Origin of the sequence: Paenibacillus puldeungensis (assembly GCF_042678945.1) — a bacterium.
GTDB lineage: Bacteria > Bacillota > Bacilli > Paenibacillales > Paenibacillaceae > Fontibacillus > Fontibacillus puldeungensis.
The window spans coordinates 231,995-250,526 of the sequence record NZ_JBHTLM010000005.1; the positions used below are offsets into that span (position 1 = coordinate 231,995).

17 protein-coding genes and 1 tRNA gene are annotated in these 18,532 nt (G+C 45.7%); 1 reads left to right on the forward strand and 17 read right to left on the reverse strand.

Translation table 11 applies throughout. The features are described 5' to 3' along the window. Window positions 1-119: 119 nt before the first annotated feature. The 16 genes from ACFQ3W_RS09625 to ACFQ3W_RS09700 all read right to left on the reverse strand — a co-directional run bounded on the left by ACFQ3W_RS09625 (window position 120) and on the right by ACFQ3W_RS09700 (window position 17,690). Window positions 120-1,223 (reverse strand): LCP family protein, encoded by a 1,104-nt coding sequence (locus ACFQ3W_RS09625; protein WP_379319005.1) that lies wholly within the window; start codon window positions 1,221-1,223, stop codon window positions 120-122. A gap of 257 nt (window positions 1,224-1,480) precedes the next feature. Beyond that, window positions 1,481-2,518, reverse strand: coding sequence for an ABC transporter ATP-binding protein (locus ACFQ3W_RS09630; protein WP_379319006.1), 1,038 nt, complete (start codon window positions 2,516-2,518; stop codon window positions 1,481-1,483). Next, window positions 2,515-3,543, reverse strand: coding sequence for an ABC transporter ATP-binding protein (locus ACFQ3W_RS09635; RefSeq protein ID WP_379319007.1), 1,029 nt, complete (start codon window positions 3,541-3,543; stop codon window positions 2,515-2,517). The genes ACFQ3W_RS09630 and ACFQ3W_RS09635 overlap by 4 nt, the downstream gene beginning before the upstream one ends. Beyond that, window positions 3,510-4,508, reverse strand: coding sequence for an ABC transporter permease (locus tag ACFQ3W_RS09640; protein ID WP_379319008.1), 999 nt, complete (start codon window positions 4,506-4,508; stop codon window positions 3,510-3,512). Before ACFQ3W_RS09640 ends, ACFQ3W_RS09635 begins: the two co-directional genes overlap by 34 nt. Beyond that, window positions 4,505-5,476 (reverse strand): ABC transporter permease, encoded by a 972-nt coding sequence (locus ACFQ3W_RS09645; RefSeq protein WP_379319009.1) that lies wholly within the window; start codon window positions 5,474-5,476, stop codon window positions 4,505-4,507. The genes ACFQ3W_RS09640 and ACFQ3W_RS09645 overlap by 4 nt, the downstream gene beginning before the upstream one ends. 120 nt (window positions 5,477-5,596) lie before the next feature. Next, the gene (locus tag ACFQ3W_RS09650; RefSeq protein WP_379319065.1) at window positions 5,597-7,327 is read right to left on the reverse strand and encodes a peptide-binding protein; all 1,731 of its coding nucleotides are present in this window, start codon (window positions 7,325-7,327) and stop codon (window positions 5,597-5,599) included. 799 nt (window positions 7,328-8,126) lie between these two features. Then, window positions 8,127-9,089, reverse strand: coding sequence for an ABC transporter ATP-binding protein (locus tag ACFQ3W_RS09655; RefSeq protein WP_379319010.1), 963 nt, complete (start codon window positions 9,087-9,089; stop codon window positions 8,127-8,129). Next, on the reverse strand, window positions 9,089-10,075 hold the full coding sequence (locus ACFQ3W_RS09660) for an ABC transporter ATP-binding protein (protein ID WP_379319011.1): 987 nt from the start codon (window positions 10,073-10,075) through the stop codon (window positions 9,089-9,091). The genes ACFQ3W_RS09655 and ACFQ3W_RS09660 overlap by 1 nt, the downstream gene beginning before the upstream one ends. A gap of 30 nt (window positions 10,076-10,105) precedes the next feature. After that, entirely contained in the window at window positions 10,106-11,011 is a 906-nt protein-coding gene (opp4C, locus tag ACFQ3W_RS09665; protein ID WP_379319012.1) for an oligopeptide ABC transporter permease, read from the reverse strand. Between the two features lie 29 nt (window positions 11,012-11,040). Continuing rightward, on the reverse strand, window positions 11,041-12,003 hold the full coding sequence (locus ACFQ3W_RS09670) for an ABC transporter permease (protein ID WP_379319013.1): 963 nt from the start codon (window positions 12,001-12,003) through the stop codon (window positions 11,041-11,043). Between the two features lie 76 nt (window positions 12,004-12,079). Then, a complete protein-coding gene (locus ACFQ3W_RS09675) occupies window positions 12,080-13,846 on the reverse strand; it encodes an ABC transporter substrate-binding protein (protein ID WP_379319014.1) in 1,767 nt (588 codons plus the stop codon). 780 nt (window positions 13,847-14,626) lie between these two features. Continuing rightward, window positions 14,627-14,896, reverse strand: a complete 270-nt coding sequence (gene rpsR, locus ACFQ3W_RS09680; RefSeq protein WP_379319015.1) for a 30S ribosomal protein S18 — start codon at window positions 14,894-14,896, stop codon at window positions 14,627-14,629. Window positions 14,897-14,917: 21 nt separating this feature from the next. Continuing rightward, on the reverse strand, window positions 14,918-15,403 hold the full coding sequence (gene ssb / locus ACFQ3W_RS09685) for a single-stranded DNA-binding protein (RefSeq protein WP_379319016.1): 486 nt from the start codon (window positions 15,401-15,403) through the stop codon (window positions 14,918-14,920). Window positions 15,404-15,445: 42 nt separating this feature from the next. After that, a complete protein-coding gene (rpsF, locus tag ACFQ3W_RS09690) occupies window positions 15,446-15,730 on the reverse strand; it encodes a 30S ribosomal protein S6 (protein WP_379319017.1) in 285 nt (94 codons plus the stop codon). Between the two features lie 131 nt (window positions 15,731-15,861). After that, on the reverse strand, window positions 15,862-17,109 hold the full coding sequence (locus tag ACFQ3W_RS09695; protein WP_379319018.1) for an MFS transporter: 1,248 nt from the start codon (window positions 17,107-17,109) through the stop codon (window positions 15,862-15,864). A 26-nt stretch (window positions 17,110-17,135) separates the two neighbouring features. Beyond that, on the reverse strand, window positions 17,136-17,690 hold the full coding sequence (locus ACFQ3W_RS09700; protein ID WP_379319019.1) for a TetR/AcrR family transcriptional regulator: 555 nt from the start codon (window positions 17,688-17,690) through the stop codon (window positions 17,136-17,138). Window positions 17,691-17,872: 182 nt separating this feature from the next. On the opposite strand from ACFQ3W_RS09700, the gene ACFQ3W_RS09705 reads away from it, so the two are divergent. Next, window positions 17,873-18,070, forward strand: a complete 198-nt coding sequence (locus tag ACFQ3W_RS09705; RefSeq protein ID WP_379319020.1) for a YjzC family protein — start codon at window positions 17,873-17,875, stop codon at window positions 18,068-18,070. Between the two features lie 367 nt (window positions 18,071-18,437). On the opposite strand, the gene ACFQ3W_RS09710 is transcribed toward ACFQ3W_RS09705, so the two are convergent. Then, window positions 18,438-18,528: transfer RNA gene (locus tag ACFQ3W_RS09710), tRNA-Ser, on the reverse strand. Window positions 18,529-18,532 lie beyond the last annotated feature (4 nt).

Genomic DNA, 18,532 nt, shown 5'->3' on the forward strand with positions numbered 1-18,532 from the left:
CGTTAGCTATAGACTTTTCAATTACTTACCCTATAAAATATGATGACTTTATTACACTCATGCCCAGGCGGCTCAGCTATCCTAAGGTTTTATTACCGGGGCAATAATTTTTATCGAGCTTATCGCGCCGCAGCCGTCTCCCCAGGTGTCGAATTAGAATTGTTCTGTTTCTGAGTACCCGAAGTTCCGTCGCTATCTTTCTTGGAGGCAGCGTCCCGGGATGCCGGTACGAGCAATTGGTCGGCCGGGGTATCCGGATTCATCCAGCTGTCGATCATCTGTTTGGCAAATGCAATATCCTCTTCGTTAGCCTTATCATAATAGATGCCATGCTTTCTCATGCCTTCTCCCATAATGGTAAAGCCATTGATGGCCGGCGCCTGGTTAAGCAGAATCTCCTTCGATAAATCAATAATCATGCTTGGCATCATATCCGTCTTAAAATTATCTCCGAGCATATCCATCAAATCAGGAATTTTCGAAACTTGACCCAGCTCCAGCATACGATCCACGAGCGCACTTAGAAAAATCTGATGCCGTTTGGTCCGGTTAAAATCGCTATCCTCGCGGTATCTGACGAAATTCAGGGCCTCTTGGCCGTCATAAAGCGGCTTATTGGCTTTAATCGTAAACTTCTCATGGTCCTTCTGCTTGTTTACGATATCTTCGGTAATCGGAAGCTTCACACCGTCCAACGCATCGACGACTTCGCGCAGTCCCTGGAAGTTAATAGCCGCATAATAATCAGCCGGTGCACCGATCAGATTCTCTACGGTGTCCTTCGCCATTTTCTCGCCGCCGAACGCATACGCATGGTTGATCTTATCCTCTTTACCTTTACCCACAATTTCCGTATACGTATCACGCGGGATCGAAATGAGCAGCACTCTGGAATCCTTCGGACGTACGACTGCATAAATCATTGTGTCCGAACGAGCTGGTTCATTTTTCCGTTGATCGACACCGAGCAGCAAGGTACTAAAAGGCTTAAAATCCTGCTCCTTCACCACCGGCTTTGGCTGCTCACCTTCGAGCGGGGCATAAGACTTCTGAAGCTTCTCTTCCACTTGACCGGACAGGAACAAATCAAATGCCATTACGGTCAGCGGCTTGCGGAATACATAACCACCTGCTCCAATGAGTACAATGACGAGGAGCGTTATCAGTGCTATTTTACCTTTATTCTTTTTTTTCACATTTCGCCGTCTTGTTCTAGCTCTCATTTTACTGTGCCTCCATTTTGTTATATGCACATTTCTCTCAATTTCGACTCTGTTAAAATACTCTGTCGTTTCGTACTATAACACATTGGAGAAATTCGATACAACATTGTCCCGCATACCAGATGATGGTCCGCTACTTCAATAAGTACATAACTCGGAAATCCTATGAAAAAACAAGAGGCCCGGCTCTCCCCTAAGGAGAATGCGGACCTCTATGAGTTTGTGCATAAAACCCTACTATTCTATAATGCCGCCGCTTATAGCAACTCTGATTCTACCTTAAGCGGGAAGTGGCAGGCCACCTGACGGCCAGGGGCTACTTCCGTAAGGATCGGCTCTACCTGAGAGCATTTCTCTGCGGCAAACGGACAGCGGGTATGGAAGCGGCAGCCTGTTGGCGGATTTGCCGGAGAAGGCACATCGCCCTGAAGGACAATCCGTTCTCTGACGCGTCCCGGTGAAGGCTTAGGAATAGCCGACAATAAAGCAGCCGTATATGGATGCAAAGGAGCTGCGAACAACGTCTCTGTCTCCCCTACTTCCACCAGCTTGCCAAGATACATAACCCCCACACGGTCAGAAATATGCCGAACGACATTCAAGCCGTGAGCGATGAATAAGAACGTTAAGCCAAGTTCACGCTGCAGCTGCATCAGCAGGTTGATAACCTGCGATTGAACGGAAACGTCGAGCGCGGATACCGCTTCGTCCGCAACGATAAATTTCGGGTTGAGCGCAATCGCACGGGCGATGCCGATCCGCTGCCGTTGTCCACCCGAAAATTCGTGAGGGTAGCGGTTGCGCCGCGATGCGTCAAGGCCGACCAGCTCCATCAGCTCGACCACGCGATCATCGATCTGCTTGGCCGTCATGTTGCGGTGAACACGCAGCGGCTCCCCAATAATATCCTTCACCAGGAACCGCGGATTTAGCGAACCGAACGGATCCTGGAAAATAATCTGCATTTCTTCGCGCAGCCCGCGCATATCCTTCTTGCCGAGCTGTTGAATGTCCCGGCCCTGATACAGGACCTGACCTTCCGTCGCACCTTGAAGGCGCAGAAGAACGCGCCCAAACGTAGATTTACCGCACCCGGATTCGCCTACAAGACCGAACGTTTCACCTTTGCGAATCGCAAGGGATACATCATCAACAGCTTTAACCTGACCTACCACCCGGCTCAGCAGACCTTTGTGAATCGGGAAATATTTTTTGAGTCCACGAACATCTACGAGGATATCCTCGTTCGTTTGGACGGGTGCCGACGTTTGCATACTTGTTGTTTCTGTCGTCATACCGATTTCACCCCATCTCTGCTGCTACTCGCTGTTTCCTTGTATACCGGCTTATCTTCATACAGCCAACAGGAAGCGCGATGGTCTTCGCCGACCAGAAATTCGTGAGGTTCCTTCTGTCTGCAAATATCTGTAGCATGAGGGCAACGAGGATGGAACCGGCATCCGCCTGGCAGCTGCCCAAGCGGAGGAATTGTTCCCTGGATCGTATAAAGCTCTCCTCCACGTTCCCCTTCAAAGCCAGGAATGGATTGAAGCAAGCCTACGGTATAAGGATGACTCGGATGGTCAAAAATTTCTTGAACCGTCCCTTCTTCCACAATCGCCCCTGCGTACATAACCGCAACTCGATCAGCCATTTCTGCAGCAACGCCCATATCATGTGTAATCATCAAAATGGACATGCCCAGCTCAGCTTGGAGCTTGCGAAGAAGATCCAGAATTTGCGCCTGCACCGTAACGTCGAGTGCTGTCGTCGGTTCATCGGCGATTAGCAGTTCAGGATTACAAGCCAAAGCGATGGCAATAACGACGCGCTGACACATACCGCCTGAAAGCTCATGCGGATATTGCTTCGCCCGAATTTCCGGTGCCGGAATGCCAACGAGCCGCAGCATTTCAACCGCCATGTTCCATGCTTCTTCCTTGCTCTTGTTCTGATGAAGCAGAATACTTTCGGCAATTTGATTCCCGATCGTAAATACGGGATTTAATGAGGACATCGGGTCCTGAAAGATCATCGCGATTCGGTCACCGCGAATTTTACGCATTTCTTCCTGTTTCTTCTCCGTTAAATCCTCGCCATGAAAATTAATGTTTCCTTCTATAATAACGCCGCCGGCATAGTCAATTAAGCGCATAATGGCCAGGGATGTTACACTTTTGCCACTGCCCGATTCGCCGACCAAACAGACAGTTTGCCCTTTGTCCAAAGCCAGAGAGATTTGGTCAGTTGCTTTGACTAGCCCCTTCTCGGTAATAAAACCGGCGCTTAGTTTCCGGATTTCGAGTAGTTTTTCCGCCATTTTTCGATCCTCCTCCGGGATTTGGATAAGCTCTGTTTAGGATCGAGCGCGTCACGAATACCGTCCCCGATAAAGTTTACTGCCAGCACAACGATCAAAATGCAAAGACCAGGGTATACGGCTTGCCATTTATCAATCAGCATGAATTCCTGCGCATTGCTCAGCATCAGCCCCCAGCTCGTATCTGGAGCTTGGATTCCGAGACCAAGATAAGACAATGCGGACTCACTCAAAATTGCTGCCCCAACCATAAGGGTGGCATTAACAATGATTGGAAACGCGGAATTGCGAAGCAAGTGACGGAAGATGATCCCTGAGTTGGATACCCCGATTGCCCTCGCCGCCTCCACATATTGCATTTCGCGGAGCTGCAGGAAATTCCCTCTGACTAGCCGTGCGATACTCATCCAGCTCGTCAAAGCCAAGATCATAATCATATATTCCATTTTCGATCCGAAAATGGCCAGTACCAAAATGTTAAGAAACAGTGTTGGCACCGAGTTCATTACGTCAACGATCCGCATAAATACAGTATCGACCCATCCGCCGAAAAATCCGGAAATAGCCCCGATAATAGACCCGATGACTACCGAGGCCAAGGCCACGGAGAACCCAATTAACAGCGAAATACGTGCACTAAATAGCAATCTAGTAAAAATATCACGGCCCAGCTCGTCTGTCCCAAGAAGATGATCTGGAGATCCAGCGGGAAGATTCGCAAACATCAAATCAATTTTGGCAGGGTCGTATTTTGTAATTAATGGAGCCAAAGCCGCCATCACAACAAAAAATAGCAATACACCCAAACCGGTCATGGCATAGGGATTATGTGAGAACTTCTTCCATAACATCCGCCATGGTCCGGGAGGTTTCTTGGTGGAAACCGAAGCTTTATCCAAGGCGGGCGCAGGCGGGTTCGGGGTCAACGTTTCCGGAGACGAACCGGCTACTTTCAAATCACTCATGCCGCTTTTCCTCCTTTTTGGCCCAATTTTACCCGTGGATCCACAATCGCATATAAAATATCCGCCAACAGGTTACCAATAATAACGACGAGAGCGGTTACGACCGTTATGGCCATCAGCACGGAATATTCTCTCGAGTTAGCCGCCTCAACATAAAACCGTCCCATCCCCGGCCAGTTAAACACATTTTCGGTGAGCGCTGCCCCACCAACCAAAATTGGCAAGTCCAATCCAAGAATCGTAATAATCGGGATTAAAGCGTTCCGCAAGGCATGTTTGAATACTACTTTTCTTTCCTTCACACCTTTGGCACGAGCTGTCCGAATAAAATCCTGGTCCAGAACTTCGAGCATACTGGCGCGAGCATATTTAATATATGAAGCTAAAAACCCGAGAGACAGCACTGAAACTGGAAGCACCATGTGCATGAATAAATCAGTAATACTTCCTTCATTTCCTCGAGAGTGCATGTCCGACAGAGGGAACCAGTCTAGGCCCAGAGATAGCCATTGCTGCAGCAAAATCCCGAACCAGAACGTAGGCATCGCAAATCCTAAATAGGAAATGAACGATGCCGTCTGATCGGATAGACCGTATTCTTTCGTACTGTTATAGATCCCCCAAGGTAGAGCAATAATGAGAGTAAGCAGCCAGGCTGCACCCATTAAAATTACTGTGTTAGCCAATCGAGGCCACAGCAAATCTGCAACCGGGATATGGTTTTTAAAGGTATAACCAAAGTCGCCTTTCACAATGTTACTAACCCACTTCACATATTGAACCGGGATAGGCTGGTCAAGTCCCAGGTTATGCTTCTGCTGTTCAAACGCCTCTGGCGAGAGGCCAGGCCCCAGCATGACCTGCGTTGGACCGCCGGGAGCTGCATGAATGAGCAAGAAAGTTAACACTGTAATCAAAAAAATGACCAGCACCGATTGTAGCAAGCGACGGATCAGATATTCTGTCATCTTATTTCCTCCTACTGTTAGCTAGGTATACAATCGCCAGTATTGTTTTACTCAAAGGAATAAGGAGAAAGAGAATACTCTCTTTCCCCTCTGGCGATTCTATTTTCCTGTATCCGTTACTTACTTATCGGCTACCCACCATTTAATAATATGGAAGTATTGCCCGTAACCAATTGATGGCTCCGGCTTATCTTCATCAGCCCAATGAACTCTTGGCCCCGTACCGATCGCTTGACCGTATTGATAAAGGAATACGTAAGGCAGGTCAGTGGAAATCTCTTTTGCTACTTCTTTGTAGATTTCTTTACGTTTTTCTTGATCGACTGTGGAATAACCATCTACCCACAATTTGTCGAGTTTCTCATTTTTATACCAGCCGCTGTTTTGACCATTCGGCGGGAAGTACTTGGAAGAGAAGACGCTCTCCGAATCCGGATCCGGTGTATTCAAGGACCATGCCAGCAAGAGGGCTTGGTACTTACCAGGAGTAACGTTTTGATCAATCCAAGCAGCAAAGTCGATTGCTTTTGGCTTAACTTCAATACCTACATCTTTCAGGTTTTGCTGAATAACTGCGGCTACTTGTTCGCGGCGGCTGTTACCTGCATTGTATTGCAGTTCAAAGGAGAAGCGATGTCCGTCTTTTTCAAGGATGCCGTCTTTACCAGCAACCCATCCATCTTCAGCAAGCAGTTGCTTAGCTTTATCAGCACTATATTCATAGTTCACTGCAGCTTCTTTCGGGTCTGCCCAAGTATCCGGCAGGAACGGAGCGTTCATAATTTTGCCGACGCCCTTCAGAACGTTATCAACCAATCCTTGACGATTAATTGCATAAGCAAGTGCCTGTCTTGTTTTTTGACCATCAAACAATCCATAATTATCCGGGAAGTTTTTCTTGTTAAAGTTGAATTGCAAATATTCGTATTGAGCACCCGGTTTTTCAATAATATTGATTTCGCCTTTGGCTTCAACAGCTTTTACTTGCGTTACCGGAATAGCACTGATGTGGTCTGTATCGCCTTTCAGCAGCGCTTGAACTTCCGTATTTTGATCGGCGTAAATTTTGTAGATAATTTGCGAAATGTGTGGTTTGACTTCGCCCCAATAATTAGGGTTTGTATCCAGTACGTGGCTGTCTCCTTGTTTCCATGAAGTCCATTTCCAAGGACCGCTCGTTACCGTCTTAGCAGGATCTGTACCAAATGCATTCTTTTGCAGCTCTTTAACTGGAACGTCTTTCAATACATGAGCCGGGACCATTTCCGCTACGAGCGCGTATTGGAAAGGAGCATGAACTTGTTTCAGTTTAATGTTAACCGTCTTATCGTCGACTTTCTCGATTTTATCTACTTTATCATAAAGGCTGATCCCAGGAGCCCCGGCTTCCGGGTTGCGAATTGTATTAATTGTAAAGATAATGTCATCCGCAGTGACCGGTTGACCGTCACTCCATTTAGCCGAATCTTTCAATTTCACAGTGTAGGTCTTGCCGTCCTCCGAAATTTTCGGAGCCTCAGCAGCGAGGGACCATGGTTCAGCAGTTACGTCACCGTTGCGGTTCAAATCATACAGCTTAGCGAACAAGAATTGTTCCAAGTCGCCAGAGGAAGTATCGTTAATAAAGATTGGGTTAATGTTTACGATGTCAGAAAATGAGCTCATTGTCAGTGTGCCGCCGTCAACCGGTTGACCGGCTGTTGCTTCGGCATTCGTTTTCGTGCTGTCAGTACCTGAGTTCGATGGAGTTGTTTTCGTGGAAGCGGAATCGTTGGTGCTGCAACCAGCAAATAAAATTCCGACCAGCGATAAAATCAGCAAGATGGACCACAGTTTTCTTTTCCTTACCATCATTTCTTGACTCCTCCTCATAAATATGTAGTTTCATAACTAGAAATACAATTGCACCGGTCAGTCTAGTAAGACTCTGGTAACTGACGCCCCCTTTAATACAGACAACATGTACTGTAGCACTGCTCCTGTTTTCTAGATACGTTCTGGACTCCGGTAAAGCACGAAAATGTCACGCTATGACTCGGAATTCCAGAAAAATTTTCTACCCTTTCTCAAAGGACTAACCTTAAGCGACAACTCTTAACCCCAGAAAAAATCATGAGGGATAATCATAATTACCACTGGTTGGAAATAGAAAATTTATCGACATGAAATTGCATAATCATTCACTAAAAATTGAATTTCATGAAGAAAAAATATAAACCAACGGTTAATAATGCTTTAAGCGGGTCCTCTAGGAAAGGGTGAAAATTCCAATTGAATTATTGTACATAATACATGTGAAAATATCTCACGTCAATACATTTTTAAGCGTGATAAAGTTCACTTTTTTTCAGGAAATGAAAAAAAGAACAGACTATTTACAATATAAATCGCTTACACCTTTTTTGATGTCATGTTTTATGACTTGGACGTCCCTATACAGTGAATATTTATGGATATATTTAGCAATAATTTTATACTTTTCGACTGAAACTTTGTATTATTGTGATGATTACCGTCGAAATGCTGCATTTTTATCACATTCTTTTGATATATCTCGTTTTTGGCGAAAAAAACAGCCGGTTTTTAAGTCCGACTGTTTCATGAATACACTATGTTATTGGGGATGATTCATCCCCGTATCCATCTATTATTAAACAAAATGGCAAGAAACAAAATGGTTATCGCCTACGTTTCGATACTCCGGCACTTGCTGCTTACAGATATCTGAAGCGATGGGACAACGTGTATGAAACTTGCACCCTGAAGGAGGATTGGCCGGACTCGGGATATCCCCTTGAAGTACAATCCGCTCTCTTTTCAAGGTTGGGTCGGGGATCGGAATGGCTGACATCAAGGCTTTGGTATAAGGATGCAAAGGATTTCGGAATAACTCCTCCTTGCTAGTCATCTCGACCATAGAGCCCAGGTACATCACGCCAACCCTGTCACATAAATGCTCCACAACACTTAGATCATGGGAAATGAACAAATATGTAATTTGTTTGTCCCGTCTTAAGTCACTCAGCAAATTAATGATCTGTGCTTGAATCGAAACATCGAGCGCGGAAACCGGCTCATCGGCAACGATAAAATCCGGATTCATGATTAGAGCACGAGCAATACCGATCCGTTGCCGCTGTCCGCCAGAGAACTCATGCGGGTAACGATCGTAGTGATAGCTGGCCAAGCCGCAAATTTGCATCGTTTCGATGACCCGCTTCTTTACTTCCTTCCGATCAGTCAGTCCATGATCATACAGGGCTTCTCCGATAGCATCCCCTACTTTGATGCGTGGGTTCAAAGAACTAAACGGATCCTGAAATACAATTTGCATTTTTGGCCTCAGACGACGCAGATCCTCCTTAGACAATTCATATATTTCTTGGCCCTTATAAGTCACCCGCCCACTTGTCTTATCATGAAGCCGCAGCAGCGTCCGTCCGATCGTACTCTTGCCGCATCCAGACTCTCCAACCAAACCAAAGGATTCCCCTCGTTCAATTTGAAAAGATACATCGTCTACAGCTTTTACGTATCCGACCGTCCGCTGAAATACGCCTCCTGTAATGGGAAAATACTTTTTGAGGCCCTCTACTTCGATTAACGCACCCATTAGACTCCCCTCGCTTCCTCATACAGCCAGCATGCAGTCTTATGTAACTTGTTACCATGGGAACGAAACTCCGGCTGCTTCTGCCGGCAAATATCCATGCAAAATTCGCAGCGATCGTGGAAATGGCAGTTATCCCCAAGTTCAATCGGGTTAGGTACCTGACCTGGAATGGAATACAACCGCTCCTGGTTTTGTCCGATCACCGGCTTTGCCTTTAGCAATCCCTTAGTATACGGATGCTGGGGATTCTTAAATAGTTCATGCACCGGAGCTTCCTCGATAATCTTGCCTGCATACATGACGACAACATAATCGGCCATTTCCGCCACAACTCCAAGATCGTGCGTAATAAGCATAATTGCCGTATTAAGCTTCTTTTTGATCTCGCGCATCAAATCAAGAATTTGCGCCTGTATCGTTACATCAAGCGCCGTCGTTGGCTCATCGGCAATCAGCAGCTTGGGATCACAGCTTAGGGCGATGGCAATCATGACCCGCTGACGCATCCCGCCGCTAAGCTCATGCGGATAGGAATCGAAAATCTTCTCGGCCCGCGGAATCCCGACCAGATTAATGAGTTCGATCGCCCGCTTCTTGGCCTCTTTACGATCTAACAGCAAGTGCATCTTTAGTGGCTCGGTGATTTGATCTCCAATCGTTAGAACCGGGTTTAAGGATGACATTGGCTCTTGGAAAATGATCGAGATTTCCTTCCCCCGAATACGCCCCATTTCGCGTTTGCTTAACTTTAGCAGGTCTTTTTCCTGGTAGAATATCTCTCCCCCGGCGATAACGCCGTGCGGAGCCTCAACCAGCTGCATGAGTGACATCGCAGTCACACTCTTCCCGCAGCCGGACTCTCCAACGACGCCTATCGTCTCTCCTTCACGGATCGAGAAGCTAACTTTATCAACGGCTTTCACTACACCTGCCGAAGTATGAAAATGGGTTTCCAAATTGCGGAATTCCACAAGATTTTTAGACATAGTCGCATCTCCTTATTCGTGTCCCGAGTTTTATCTCTTCATCTTGGGATCAAAAGCGTCGCGCAGCCCATCGCCAATCAGATTAATCGCTACAGTCGTAATCAAAATACACATGCCCGGCGGAATCCACAGCCATGGGCGCTTGCGAAAATCGATCAAATTGTTGGCGTCGGAAATCAAGTTGCCCCAAGACGGCGTTGGCGGTATCACGCCAAGCCCGAGAAAACTCATTGACGATTCATACAATATTGCGCCGGCAACGCTTAAGGTTGCTGTTACAATAATGATTGGAATCGTGTTTGGTAGCAGGTGACGGAATATTTTTCGGCGATCCTTTAAACCCAGTGCATCCGTAGCTACCATAAATTCCTGTTCTCGCAAGGTTAATATTTGTCCGCGTACAAGCCTCGCTAGCGTCGTCCAACTCAGCAGACCAATGATCAGCATCAAATAGTAAATACGCGTATCGGGAGGTACCTTCAAATCTGACATCACCGCACCGAGAATAATTAAAATCGGCAGCGTCGGAAGAGACATAAATATATCAGTAACCCGCATAATTATACTGTCAACGCTTTTGCGATAAAAGCCAGCCAAAGCCCCGAGTATTCCGCCAATAATCACTGTAATGACCGTAGCTACAATTCCCACCAAAAGCGAAATTCTCCCGGCTAGCATGACGCGCAGCAAAATATCACGTCCTAGTTTATCGGTGCCAAACCAGTGGCTGGATGAAGGCGGCAAATTTTTGTTGGCTATCGAATAATCGTATAGTTGATAAGGTGACAAAAATGGACCGATAAAGCATGCCAGAAACATGACCAGCAAAATCAACAGTCCGCCTAAAGCCAGTTTGTTACGACCAAACCGCCGCATCGCCATTCGCCAAGGCGACTCGGGTACTATGGCCGAAGCAGCTGTATTTTTTTTCATCATTGAGATTTCAGTGGCCAATATTATCCCCCCTATTTTAAGCGAATTCGCGGATCAGCTAGGCCGTACAAAACATCCGACAGCAGGTTCCCCAGCAGGGTCAGCACTGCCAAAATCACGGTAAATCCCAGCATAAACGGATAGTCGCGCATAGTAATGGCATTCAGGTAGATATGACCGACCCCAGGCCACGCAAAAATTTTCTCCGTAATTATCGCACCGCTGAAAAGAGCCGGTAGTTCAAAGCCAAGTAAAGTAATAGCTGGTATCATTGCGTTTCGCAAGGCGTGCTTGAAAATTACCGTTCTCTCCTTAAGCCCTTTGGCACGAGCTGTTCGAATATAATCCTGACGAATCACTTCTAACATGCTGGTTCGGAAATAGCGAGTCAAGCTTCCAGTACTAAGCATGGTCAGCACTAAGATCGGAAGGAAGCTGTGCCTAAGTACATCAACAATATGATCCCATCCCATCGCTTTCGAGCCTGCATCCACCATCCCGCCTACCGGGAACCAACCCAGTATCAGCGCAAAAAAACGAATAAGGAGTAGACCTATAAAAAACGATGGTAATGACATACAGATAAAAACAATTAAAGTGATGACTTTATCAAAGAAGGAGTACTGAAATTTAGCTGAAAAAACCCCCGTAAACACCGCGATCGTCCAGCTTAGAATAAGTACGGCAAATGCGATTATAAAGGAGTTCCATACGTAATCGTTAACCACGGCCATGACAGGCTTTTTATGCTGAAATGAATCCCCCATGTCTCCCATCAGCATGCTTTTGACCCAGGTAAAATATCGTAAGTATTCCGGTTGATCCAGACCATAAATCGCTCTAAGCTGATCGGCCCGCTCTTGTGTCATGTTCGGGTTGTTCAGAGCTGTGATGTAATCCCCTGGAATCATGGCGGAAATCGCATATACGATAATGGAAATACCGATCAAAGTGGGGATCATTTGCAGCAGTCTTCGGATAATATACGTTCTCATCGAATTCCCCCTGATTAAGAATGCAGGTGTACCCGGCTCAACAGCCGGGTACATTTACCTATCATTTCAGCTTAAATTATTGTGCGACTTGCACTTGGTACAAGCTGAACGGAAAATCTTTATAAGGGGAAATATCGAACCCGTCTAGACGACCGTTGATGGCGAGCATATTTTTTCTTTGGTACATAAAGATAACCGGCAAATCCTTATTCATTTCTTGGTACATTTCTTTATAAATTTGTTTACGTTGTTCAACTTCCATCGTTTTCTTGCCTTTAGCCATTAATTCATCGACTTTAGGATTGGAGTAGCCATAATCGTTTTGTGAACCCTTCGTAATGTATACGGTATTGTCTGGATCTGGCGTCAAGCCCCAAGCCGCAAAGTACATTTCGAAATCTCCTGTGTTAGATTTATCCATAACCGCGTTGAAGTCGAGCGTTTCAGCGACAATATCTATGCCTAATTCTTTATAGTTTTGCGTCATAATCGGTAACAGCGCATCGACTACCGGATTATCAGCCGTTGCCGAGAAGTTAATTTTGAATTTCTCTCCATCCTTCTCACGAATTCCGTCCTTTCCAACCTTCCATCCCGCCTCATCAAGTAGGCTTTTAGCCTTTTCCAAGTCGAAATCGTATTTTTCAATGTTTTCATCCGTATGCGCCCAGGATACCGTGGATTCCGGAATATTGATGACATTAGCGTATGGTCCGTAAATGCCCTCTACGATTTCTTTGCGGTTTAACCCATAAGTCAGCGCTTGACGCACTTTAACATCCTGGAATTTTTTCAATTTATGATTAAAGGCGATATAGCCGTACCCGTTGTTCGGGAGCAGATTTATATCTACAAAGCCCATTTCTTTCAAAGCTTCTACGTTATCCTCCGAAACGGAAATGCCTTCCTCCATATCGGTCTCACCTTGCTGCAGCATCGGCATATTCGTCGTATCGGTCGTCGTTTTGTAAATCAGGTTTTTCACTTTTGGTGCGCCGAGGAAATATTTATCGTTTGCTTCAAATACTACCTCCTGACCTGGGCTATAGCTGACCAGCTTGTATTGTCCGCTACCTAACGGTTTTGCGTTCAATTTCTTGACTCCGTCAAGGCTGCCCTGCTTATACTCCTTGCCGTAATAATGCTCCGGTAAAATATATACCCCACCTAGCTCAACCGGGGTTAGCGCTGTAAACTCCGTTAAATTAACTTCTACCGTCTGATCATCAATGATTTTGACACCGGAAATTTCCTTGGATTTTCCTTCGTTATATTCTTTAGCGCCTTTAATATTCCAGCTCAGCGGATCGGATTGTCCGTCGTAGCTCTTATCCATGTACATTTTCAACGTAAAATAATAATCCTTTACCGTCATCGGCGTGCCGTCCGTAAACGTAATACCTGGTTTCAAATGATACGTATACTTGAGTCCATCTTCCGAGACATCCACTTTGTCCGCCAAGCTGTTCTCGTAAGTCCCATCCGGTTTTACCGCAATAAACGAATCGAATAAGGCATAGTTCACATAGTAATCATAGGTCGTTTCCATAAACAGCGGGTTAAAGATCCCCTTAGGATCCGTCATTCCGATAATCATCGTATCCTTCCGGTTTGCAGCAGCCTGCGGCGCAAGCGACATATCTGCAGCTTCGATTAGCCCCTCCGTCGCGGTAGACTTTTCAGCCTCTTTCGGTTTTTCTCCCGAAGTCTCTTTCGTTTTATTGGTGCTGTTCGTTTCCTTTGGAGTTTCCGCGTTTTTATTCTTTTCCCCACCGGAGCATGCACTTAAAATAAGCGTGAACACTAGTACTAAAGATAAAAACCCCCACATTGTTTTTCTCATTTATCATTTCCTCCTTAGTTTTTGAAGCTTAACGATTCGGGCCTCACTTGTACAAAGCATCCTCATTGTGTATTCTGGGAGTTTATTATGTAGCCAAAGCCTTCACTGATAGTGACTCGTGGTAAGTTTTCTGTGTTTTCTGTGTCCTCTCTATTTTCTGCCTCCCTTTAAAGTATTAACTTTCTGCAGTGCAGAAGTCTGCCCCTTTGCTTCATAAGACACATAAATCGTCCTTAGACCAATTAGAGCCTTACTTACCACCTTATTAACCATGGCTAGCTTTTGAATGTTCTTGTAGTAGGAGAATTTTAGATCGAGATGGTTCACTTACGGTTCATGATGTGAGTTTGGTAAATCACCCAGGAGGGAATTGCAGCAGCTTATTATGCCTTTGGTAATGAATAAAGCATCAACACGTTAATAACCAATGGTTAATAAGACAATGGACTAAATCTTTTTGAAGAAAGGGGAAAATATTACATTTTTATTTTTGTTCATAATACATGTAAAAATATGTTACGTCAATATTTTTTTATTCAAGTTTTAAGTTAATTTTTATGTATTATATGACCTATACCTATCATTTAATTCCTAATTAAACGCTTTCAATAAAATGTAATGTAATGTTTAATGACATGAGTATAACTGACATTACATGCAAATAACATAAATCGATTAGAAATGGCATTGTTCGACTTTTATCTATGGCCCATTTACTGACACAAATGTCCAACAAAAAACAGCCGGATCATTTGATCCGACTGTTTCTTTAAAAATTGATTACTCGGTGGTGTAAGGAAGCAATGCGATTTGACGAGCACGTTTGATGGCAATCGTCAAAAGGCGTTGGTATTTCGCGCTAGTGCCAGTAACACGACGAGGCAAAATTTTACCGCGTTCGCTGATGAATTTCTTCAGCAGCTCAGTGTCTTTATAGTCAATGTGAGTAATTTTGTTCACAGTGAAGTAGCACACTTTACGACGTTTGTTACGGCCGCCACGGCGAGCCGGTCTCTTGTCGTCTCCGCCTTCTCTTTGTTTGAAGCTCATGCTTTTCAGTCCTTTCCGTAATTAAAATGGCAAATCGTCATCCGAAATATCGATCGGTTTCCCGTCGTCGGAGAAAGGATCGTCTTGATTGCTGCGTGAGAAGTTTCCGCCGCGTTGGCTATTGCCGCCGCCAGCTCCTCCAAATGGAGCTTCCTCTCTCATGCCACCGCCGCCAGACCCGCCTTCGCGGTTTGATTCCAAGAAACGGACGTTATCGGCAATAACTTCAGTCACGTAAACACGTTTTCCTTCGTTATTCTCGTAGTTCCGCACTTGAATGCGTCCTTCCACAGCCGTTAACCGTCCTTTACGCAAATAATTTGCGCAAGTTTCAGCAAGCTGTCTCCAGGTTACAACCGGAATGAAATCCGCTTCGCGCTCTCCGCCCTGCGAAGTAAACGGTCTGTCCACAGCAAGCGTGAACTGAGTAACCGCAACGCCGGAAGGTGTGTAACGCAGCTCCGGATCTCGGGTAAGACGTCCAATCAGAATGACACGGTTCAACAATCAAATCCCCTCCTTCAGGCAAATGTTTTACTAACTTGAAGATTAGGCTACGTCTTTCGTAATGAGATAACGGATAACCTCGTCGGAAATCTTCAAAATCCGTTCAAGTTCAGCAACAACGTCAGGAGTTGCTGTGAAATTTACGAGCACGTAAATTCCATCACGAACTTTGTTAATCTCATACGCAAGCCGGCGTTTGCCCAATACGTCTTGTTTAGTAACTTCACCGCCGTTTTGGATGATGCCTTGGAATTTGTCGACTGTAGCTTGAACAGCTTCTTGTTCAATGTCAGGACGAATAATGTACATCACTTCATATTTGCGCATCTGATTCACCTCCTCTTGGACTATGGCCCCCAAATTCATGACCTTGGGAGCAAGGAGCGAGCGTAAACTCGCACCATATTAATATATCAAATTGGCGGATGAACTGCAAGTACGAACCTTCCGTCACTTTTTTACCTAGTTCCCCCTTCTATTGCATCCTTAAAGCTATCCGCCTCAAAGCTGTAGGTTCCATGCATTATAGCCACCCCCAACAAACCAGCTGCCAAGGTAAACCCCAAGGCCAAAACATGACTGTTTCCCCACAAAGCCCCTGTAATGAGTGAACCGGCAAATGAACCAAGATACTGTATACTGTTAAATACGCCATTAACTGTTCCCCGATAGCCGCTATCCGCTATATCATTCACCAGAGTTTGCGTAAACGTTGATACGGCAATATAGCTCACCATAAACAAAATACACCCTGCCAGGATGAACCCAAAGGTTGGTCTATAAAACATACCGAGCCCGACCGCGCACACCAAAAATGACAGTTGAATCAAAACACAACGGTATCCCTTTGCAGCGAGCCGGCCAGATAGCTTCAGCGTTAGCAAAGCGGCAATGACCGCTGGCATAAACACCTTCCACATCCCATCCATTCCCGTGACCGATTGAAGCTGCTGGGGTACGATAAAAAAGACGGCAACCATGACATAATTATTAAAAAAGGCAGCGGCGTTTAACTTAACAAAGGACATGTTGTGCAGAAGCCCCTGAAACAATGTTTTTAACCCGCTCCCGTCTGTCAGATCCACTTGTGACACCTGCACCGTTATAGCTTGGTCTTCCCTCTTGTCCCTTAATAAGGTCAAAATAAGCAGCCAACTCGCCCCGATAATACAGGCGCATACGAGAAACATCTGATTGACTGGCAGCACATGGTGTACTAAAGGCCCAAACGCAAAGGAAGAAGCGGCTGCAAGGCCAATACAGGAGCTCATGACGCTCATGGCGCGCAGACGACGCCTTCCGTCCAGCCCAGATGAAATCCATGAGAATACGACTGCGATGACCGCTCCGCTCCCCTGCAGTGCTCGTGCAAAGATCAGCCAATAGATGCTGCTGGCGTAGTAAGCCATGACGAGTCCTATGATTACCTGCAGCAATCCAACGAGCACAACTTTTTTATTGCCGATCTTATCGCTCCATAAGCCAAATGGAATTTGGAACAAAGCCTGCGTCAGGCCAAAAATGCCAAGTGCCATACCAGCCAAAGCCGGCGTATAGCCGCTTAATGATTGTGAATATACCGAGATAAACGGCATAACCATCGTCATAGCCACTTGCCGAATGCTTAACGCCAAGCTCAAAATGGCGAGTAAAGCGAACTCCGTTTTCGTAAACCGATCCGCTTGTTGTTGAGGTACCCTGTTCATCCTTACTACATCTCCCATGTAGGCAGTCATTTTTTTTCAAAAATACCCTCTACTAAAACCCGATACACTTCTTCCCATGCCTGTCTTAACGTTAGTCCGTGCTTACGGAGGAACTCGGACTCGTAGATAATAAAGCTCGATTTTTCGATCATATAGATTAAAATTTCCGGACGAATTGTAGGTCTGCAGCCCCCCTGCTCTACAGCCTCGTGTAAGAGATCGGTAAGCAGCCCAACCTTAAACTTCCGGTAAGCTTCGACCTTTTCCCATTCCTGTATGTAAAACTTATGAGCTTCCTCAATCACGCGTAAGGGGAGTTTATATTTGTGGTATGAAAAAACGACCGCCTGAAACTTGTCACGCCAGCCTACGGCCTTATGCATCTCCCCTAGGGTGTTAGCCCGGTCCGTACCAAGCACCTCATCAAAATACCCAGCAATAATGGCATCCTTACCGCTAAAATACTTATATATGGTTTTCTTGCTCATGCCGAGCCCCGCGGCCAAGTCGTCAAGCGAAAACTTACGCAATCCGTGCTTTCCGATCAATAGAGAAGCCTCTTTTAAAATACTCTCTTGCATTCCTGCTCCCCCTTCTTTGATAATGGAAACTCAAAATTAATTTTCAGTTTCCTATCACTCATCTTACGTTCACGACCATTATTTGTAAAGCCCGTTCATTTACATGAAACCACAGTCGCCCGCAAACAATAGGAACGTATTTCGTACATCATAATCACATTCCCTCAAAGGAGGCTATTCCCATGGGTGAACGAACGGAATTTGAAGAAGGAGACCGTGCTCCTAATCCCGGCGTCTATGTTGAGGTTGGTGAGGCACGCAGCTTCCACACACAAATCGAGGATCCACAGCGAATTACGATGAACAAGGGTGACATATTCCCTGAACCCAAGAACAAAAATCGAAAGTGGAAAAAAGCGGAGAAGGCTCGTGTTCACTAAAAGAAAAAAATTGTGCTGCAACGGATGTATATAAATAGGCATCCTGCGCATAATACACTCAGACGGCGATGCAAGAGAGGTGTGGTTCCGTTGGAGGGTTCAGCGAGAAACAAACCGTTAGGAGTCTTGTCCACGATTGCAGAAGCTAAGAACGCAGGTTAGTGAGGACCCCTCTTCGCTAGCGTGTGCTTGCTAAGGCAAATGTCGAACGTTTCGTGCTTGTGAGAAAAGAATTCCAAAATCCAGCATGCCGTCAACCAGAGGAAGGACCCTGTTAAGGGTCCTTCTAATTTTTGCTGTATAAAATAAAAAAAACCTTACGACGATTCGTAAAGGTTCATGTACTTAAATAAGTGTTAAGTTTGAATGGCGGAGAGGGTGGGATTCGAACCCACGCACGCCTTGCGACGCCTAATTGATTTCGAGTCAACCCCCTTGGGCCTCTTGGGTACCTCTCCACAG

Excerpts from the sequence above, each read along its gene's own strand:
- rpsF (WP_379319017.1), bottom strand. The coding sequence starts at position 15,730 with ATGCGCAAATATGAAGTGATGTACATTATTCGTCCTGACATTGAACAA.
- ACFQ3W_RS09670 (WP_379319013.1), bottom strand. The coding sequence starts at position 12,003 with ATGAGAACGTATATTATCCGAAGACTGCTGCAAATGATCCCCACTTTG.
- ACFQ3W_RS09655 (WP_379319010.1), bottom strand. The coding sequence starts at position 9,089 with ATGGGTGCGTTAATCGAAGTAGAGGGCCTCAAAAAGTATTTTCCCATT.
- ACFQ3W_RS09625 (WP_379319005.1), bottom strand. The coding sequence starts at position 1,223 with ATGAGAGCTAGAACAAGACGGCGAAATGTGAAAAAAAAGAATAAAGGT.
- opp4C (WP_379319012.1), bottom strand. The coding sequence starts at position 11,011 with ATGATGAAAAAAAATACAGCTGCTTCGGCCATAGTACCCGAGTCGCCT.
- ACFQ3W_RS09645 (WP_379319009.1), bottom strand. The coding sequence starts at position 5,476 with ATGACAGAATATCTGATCCGTCGCTTGCTACAATCGGTGCTGGTCATT.
- ACFQ3W_RS09635 (WP_379319007.1), bottom strand. The coding sequence starts at position 3,543 with ATGGCGGAAAAACTACTCGAAATCCGGAAACTAAGCGCCGGTTTTATT.
- rpsR (WP_379319015.1), bottom strand. The coding sequence starts at position 14,896 with ATGAGCTTCAAACAAAGAGAAGGCGGAGACGACAAGAGACCGGCTCGC.
- ACFQ3W_RS09640 (WP_379319008.1), bottom strand. The coding sequence starts at position 4,508 with ATGAGTGATTTGAAAGTAGCCGGTTCGTCTCCGGAAACGTTGACCCCG.
- ACFQ3W_RS09650 (WP_379319065.1), bottom strand. The coding sequence starts at position 7,327 with ATGGTAAGGAAAAGAAAACTGTGGTCCATCTTGCTGATTTTATCGCTG.
- ACFQ3W_RS09630 (WP_379319006.1), bottom strand. The coding sequence starts at position 2,518 with ATGACGACAGAAACAACAAGTATGCAAACGTCGGCACCCGTCCAAACG.
- ACFQ3W_RS09675 (WP_379319014.1), bottom strand. The coding sequence starts at position 13,846 with ATGAGAAAAACAATGTGGGGGTTTTTATCTTTAGTACTAGTGTTCACG.
- ACFQ3W_RS09695 (WP_379319018.1), bottom strand. The coding sequence starts at position 17,109 with ATGAACAGGGTACCTCAACAACAAGCGGATCGGTTTACGAAAACGGAG.
- ACFQ3W_RS09705 (WP_379319020.1), top strand. The coding sequence starts at position 17,873 with ATGGGTGAACGAACGGAATTTGAAGAAGGAGACCGTGCTCCTAATCCC.
- ACFQ3W_RS09660 (WP_379319011.1), bottom strand. The coding sequence starts at position 10,075 with ATGTCTAAAAATCTTGTGGAATTCCGCAATTTGGAAACCCATTTTCAT.
- ACFQ3W_RS09700 (WP_379319019.1), bottom strand. The coding sequence starts at position 17,690 with ATGCAAGAGAGTATTTTAAAAGAGGCTTCTCTATTGATCGGAAAGCAC.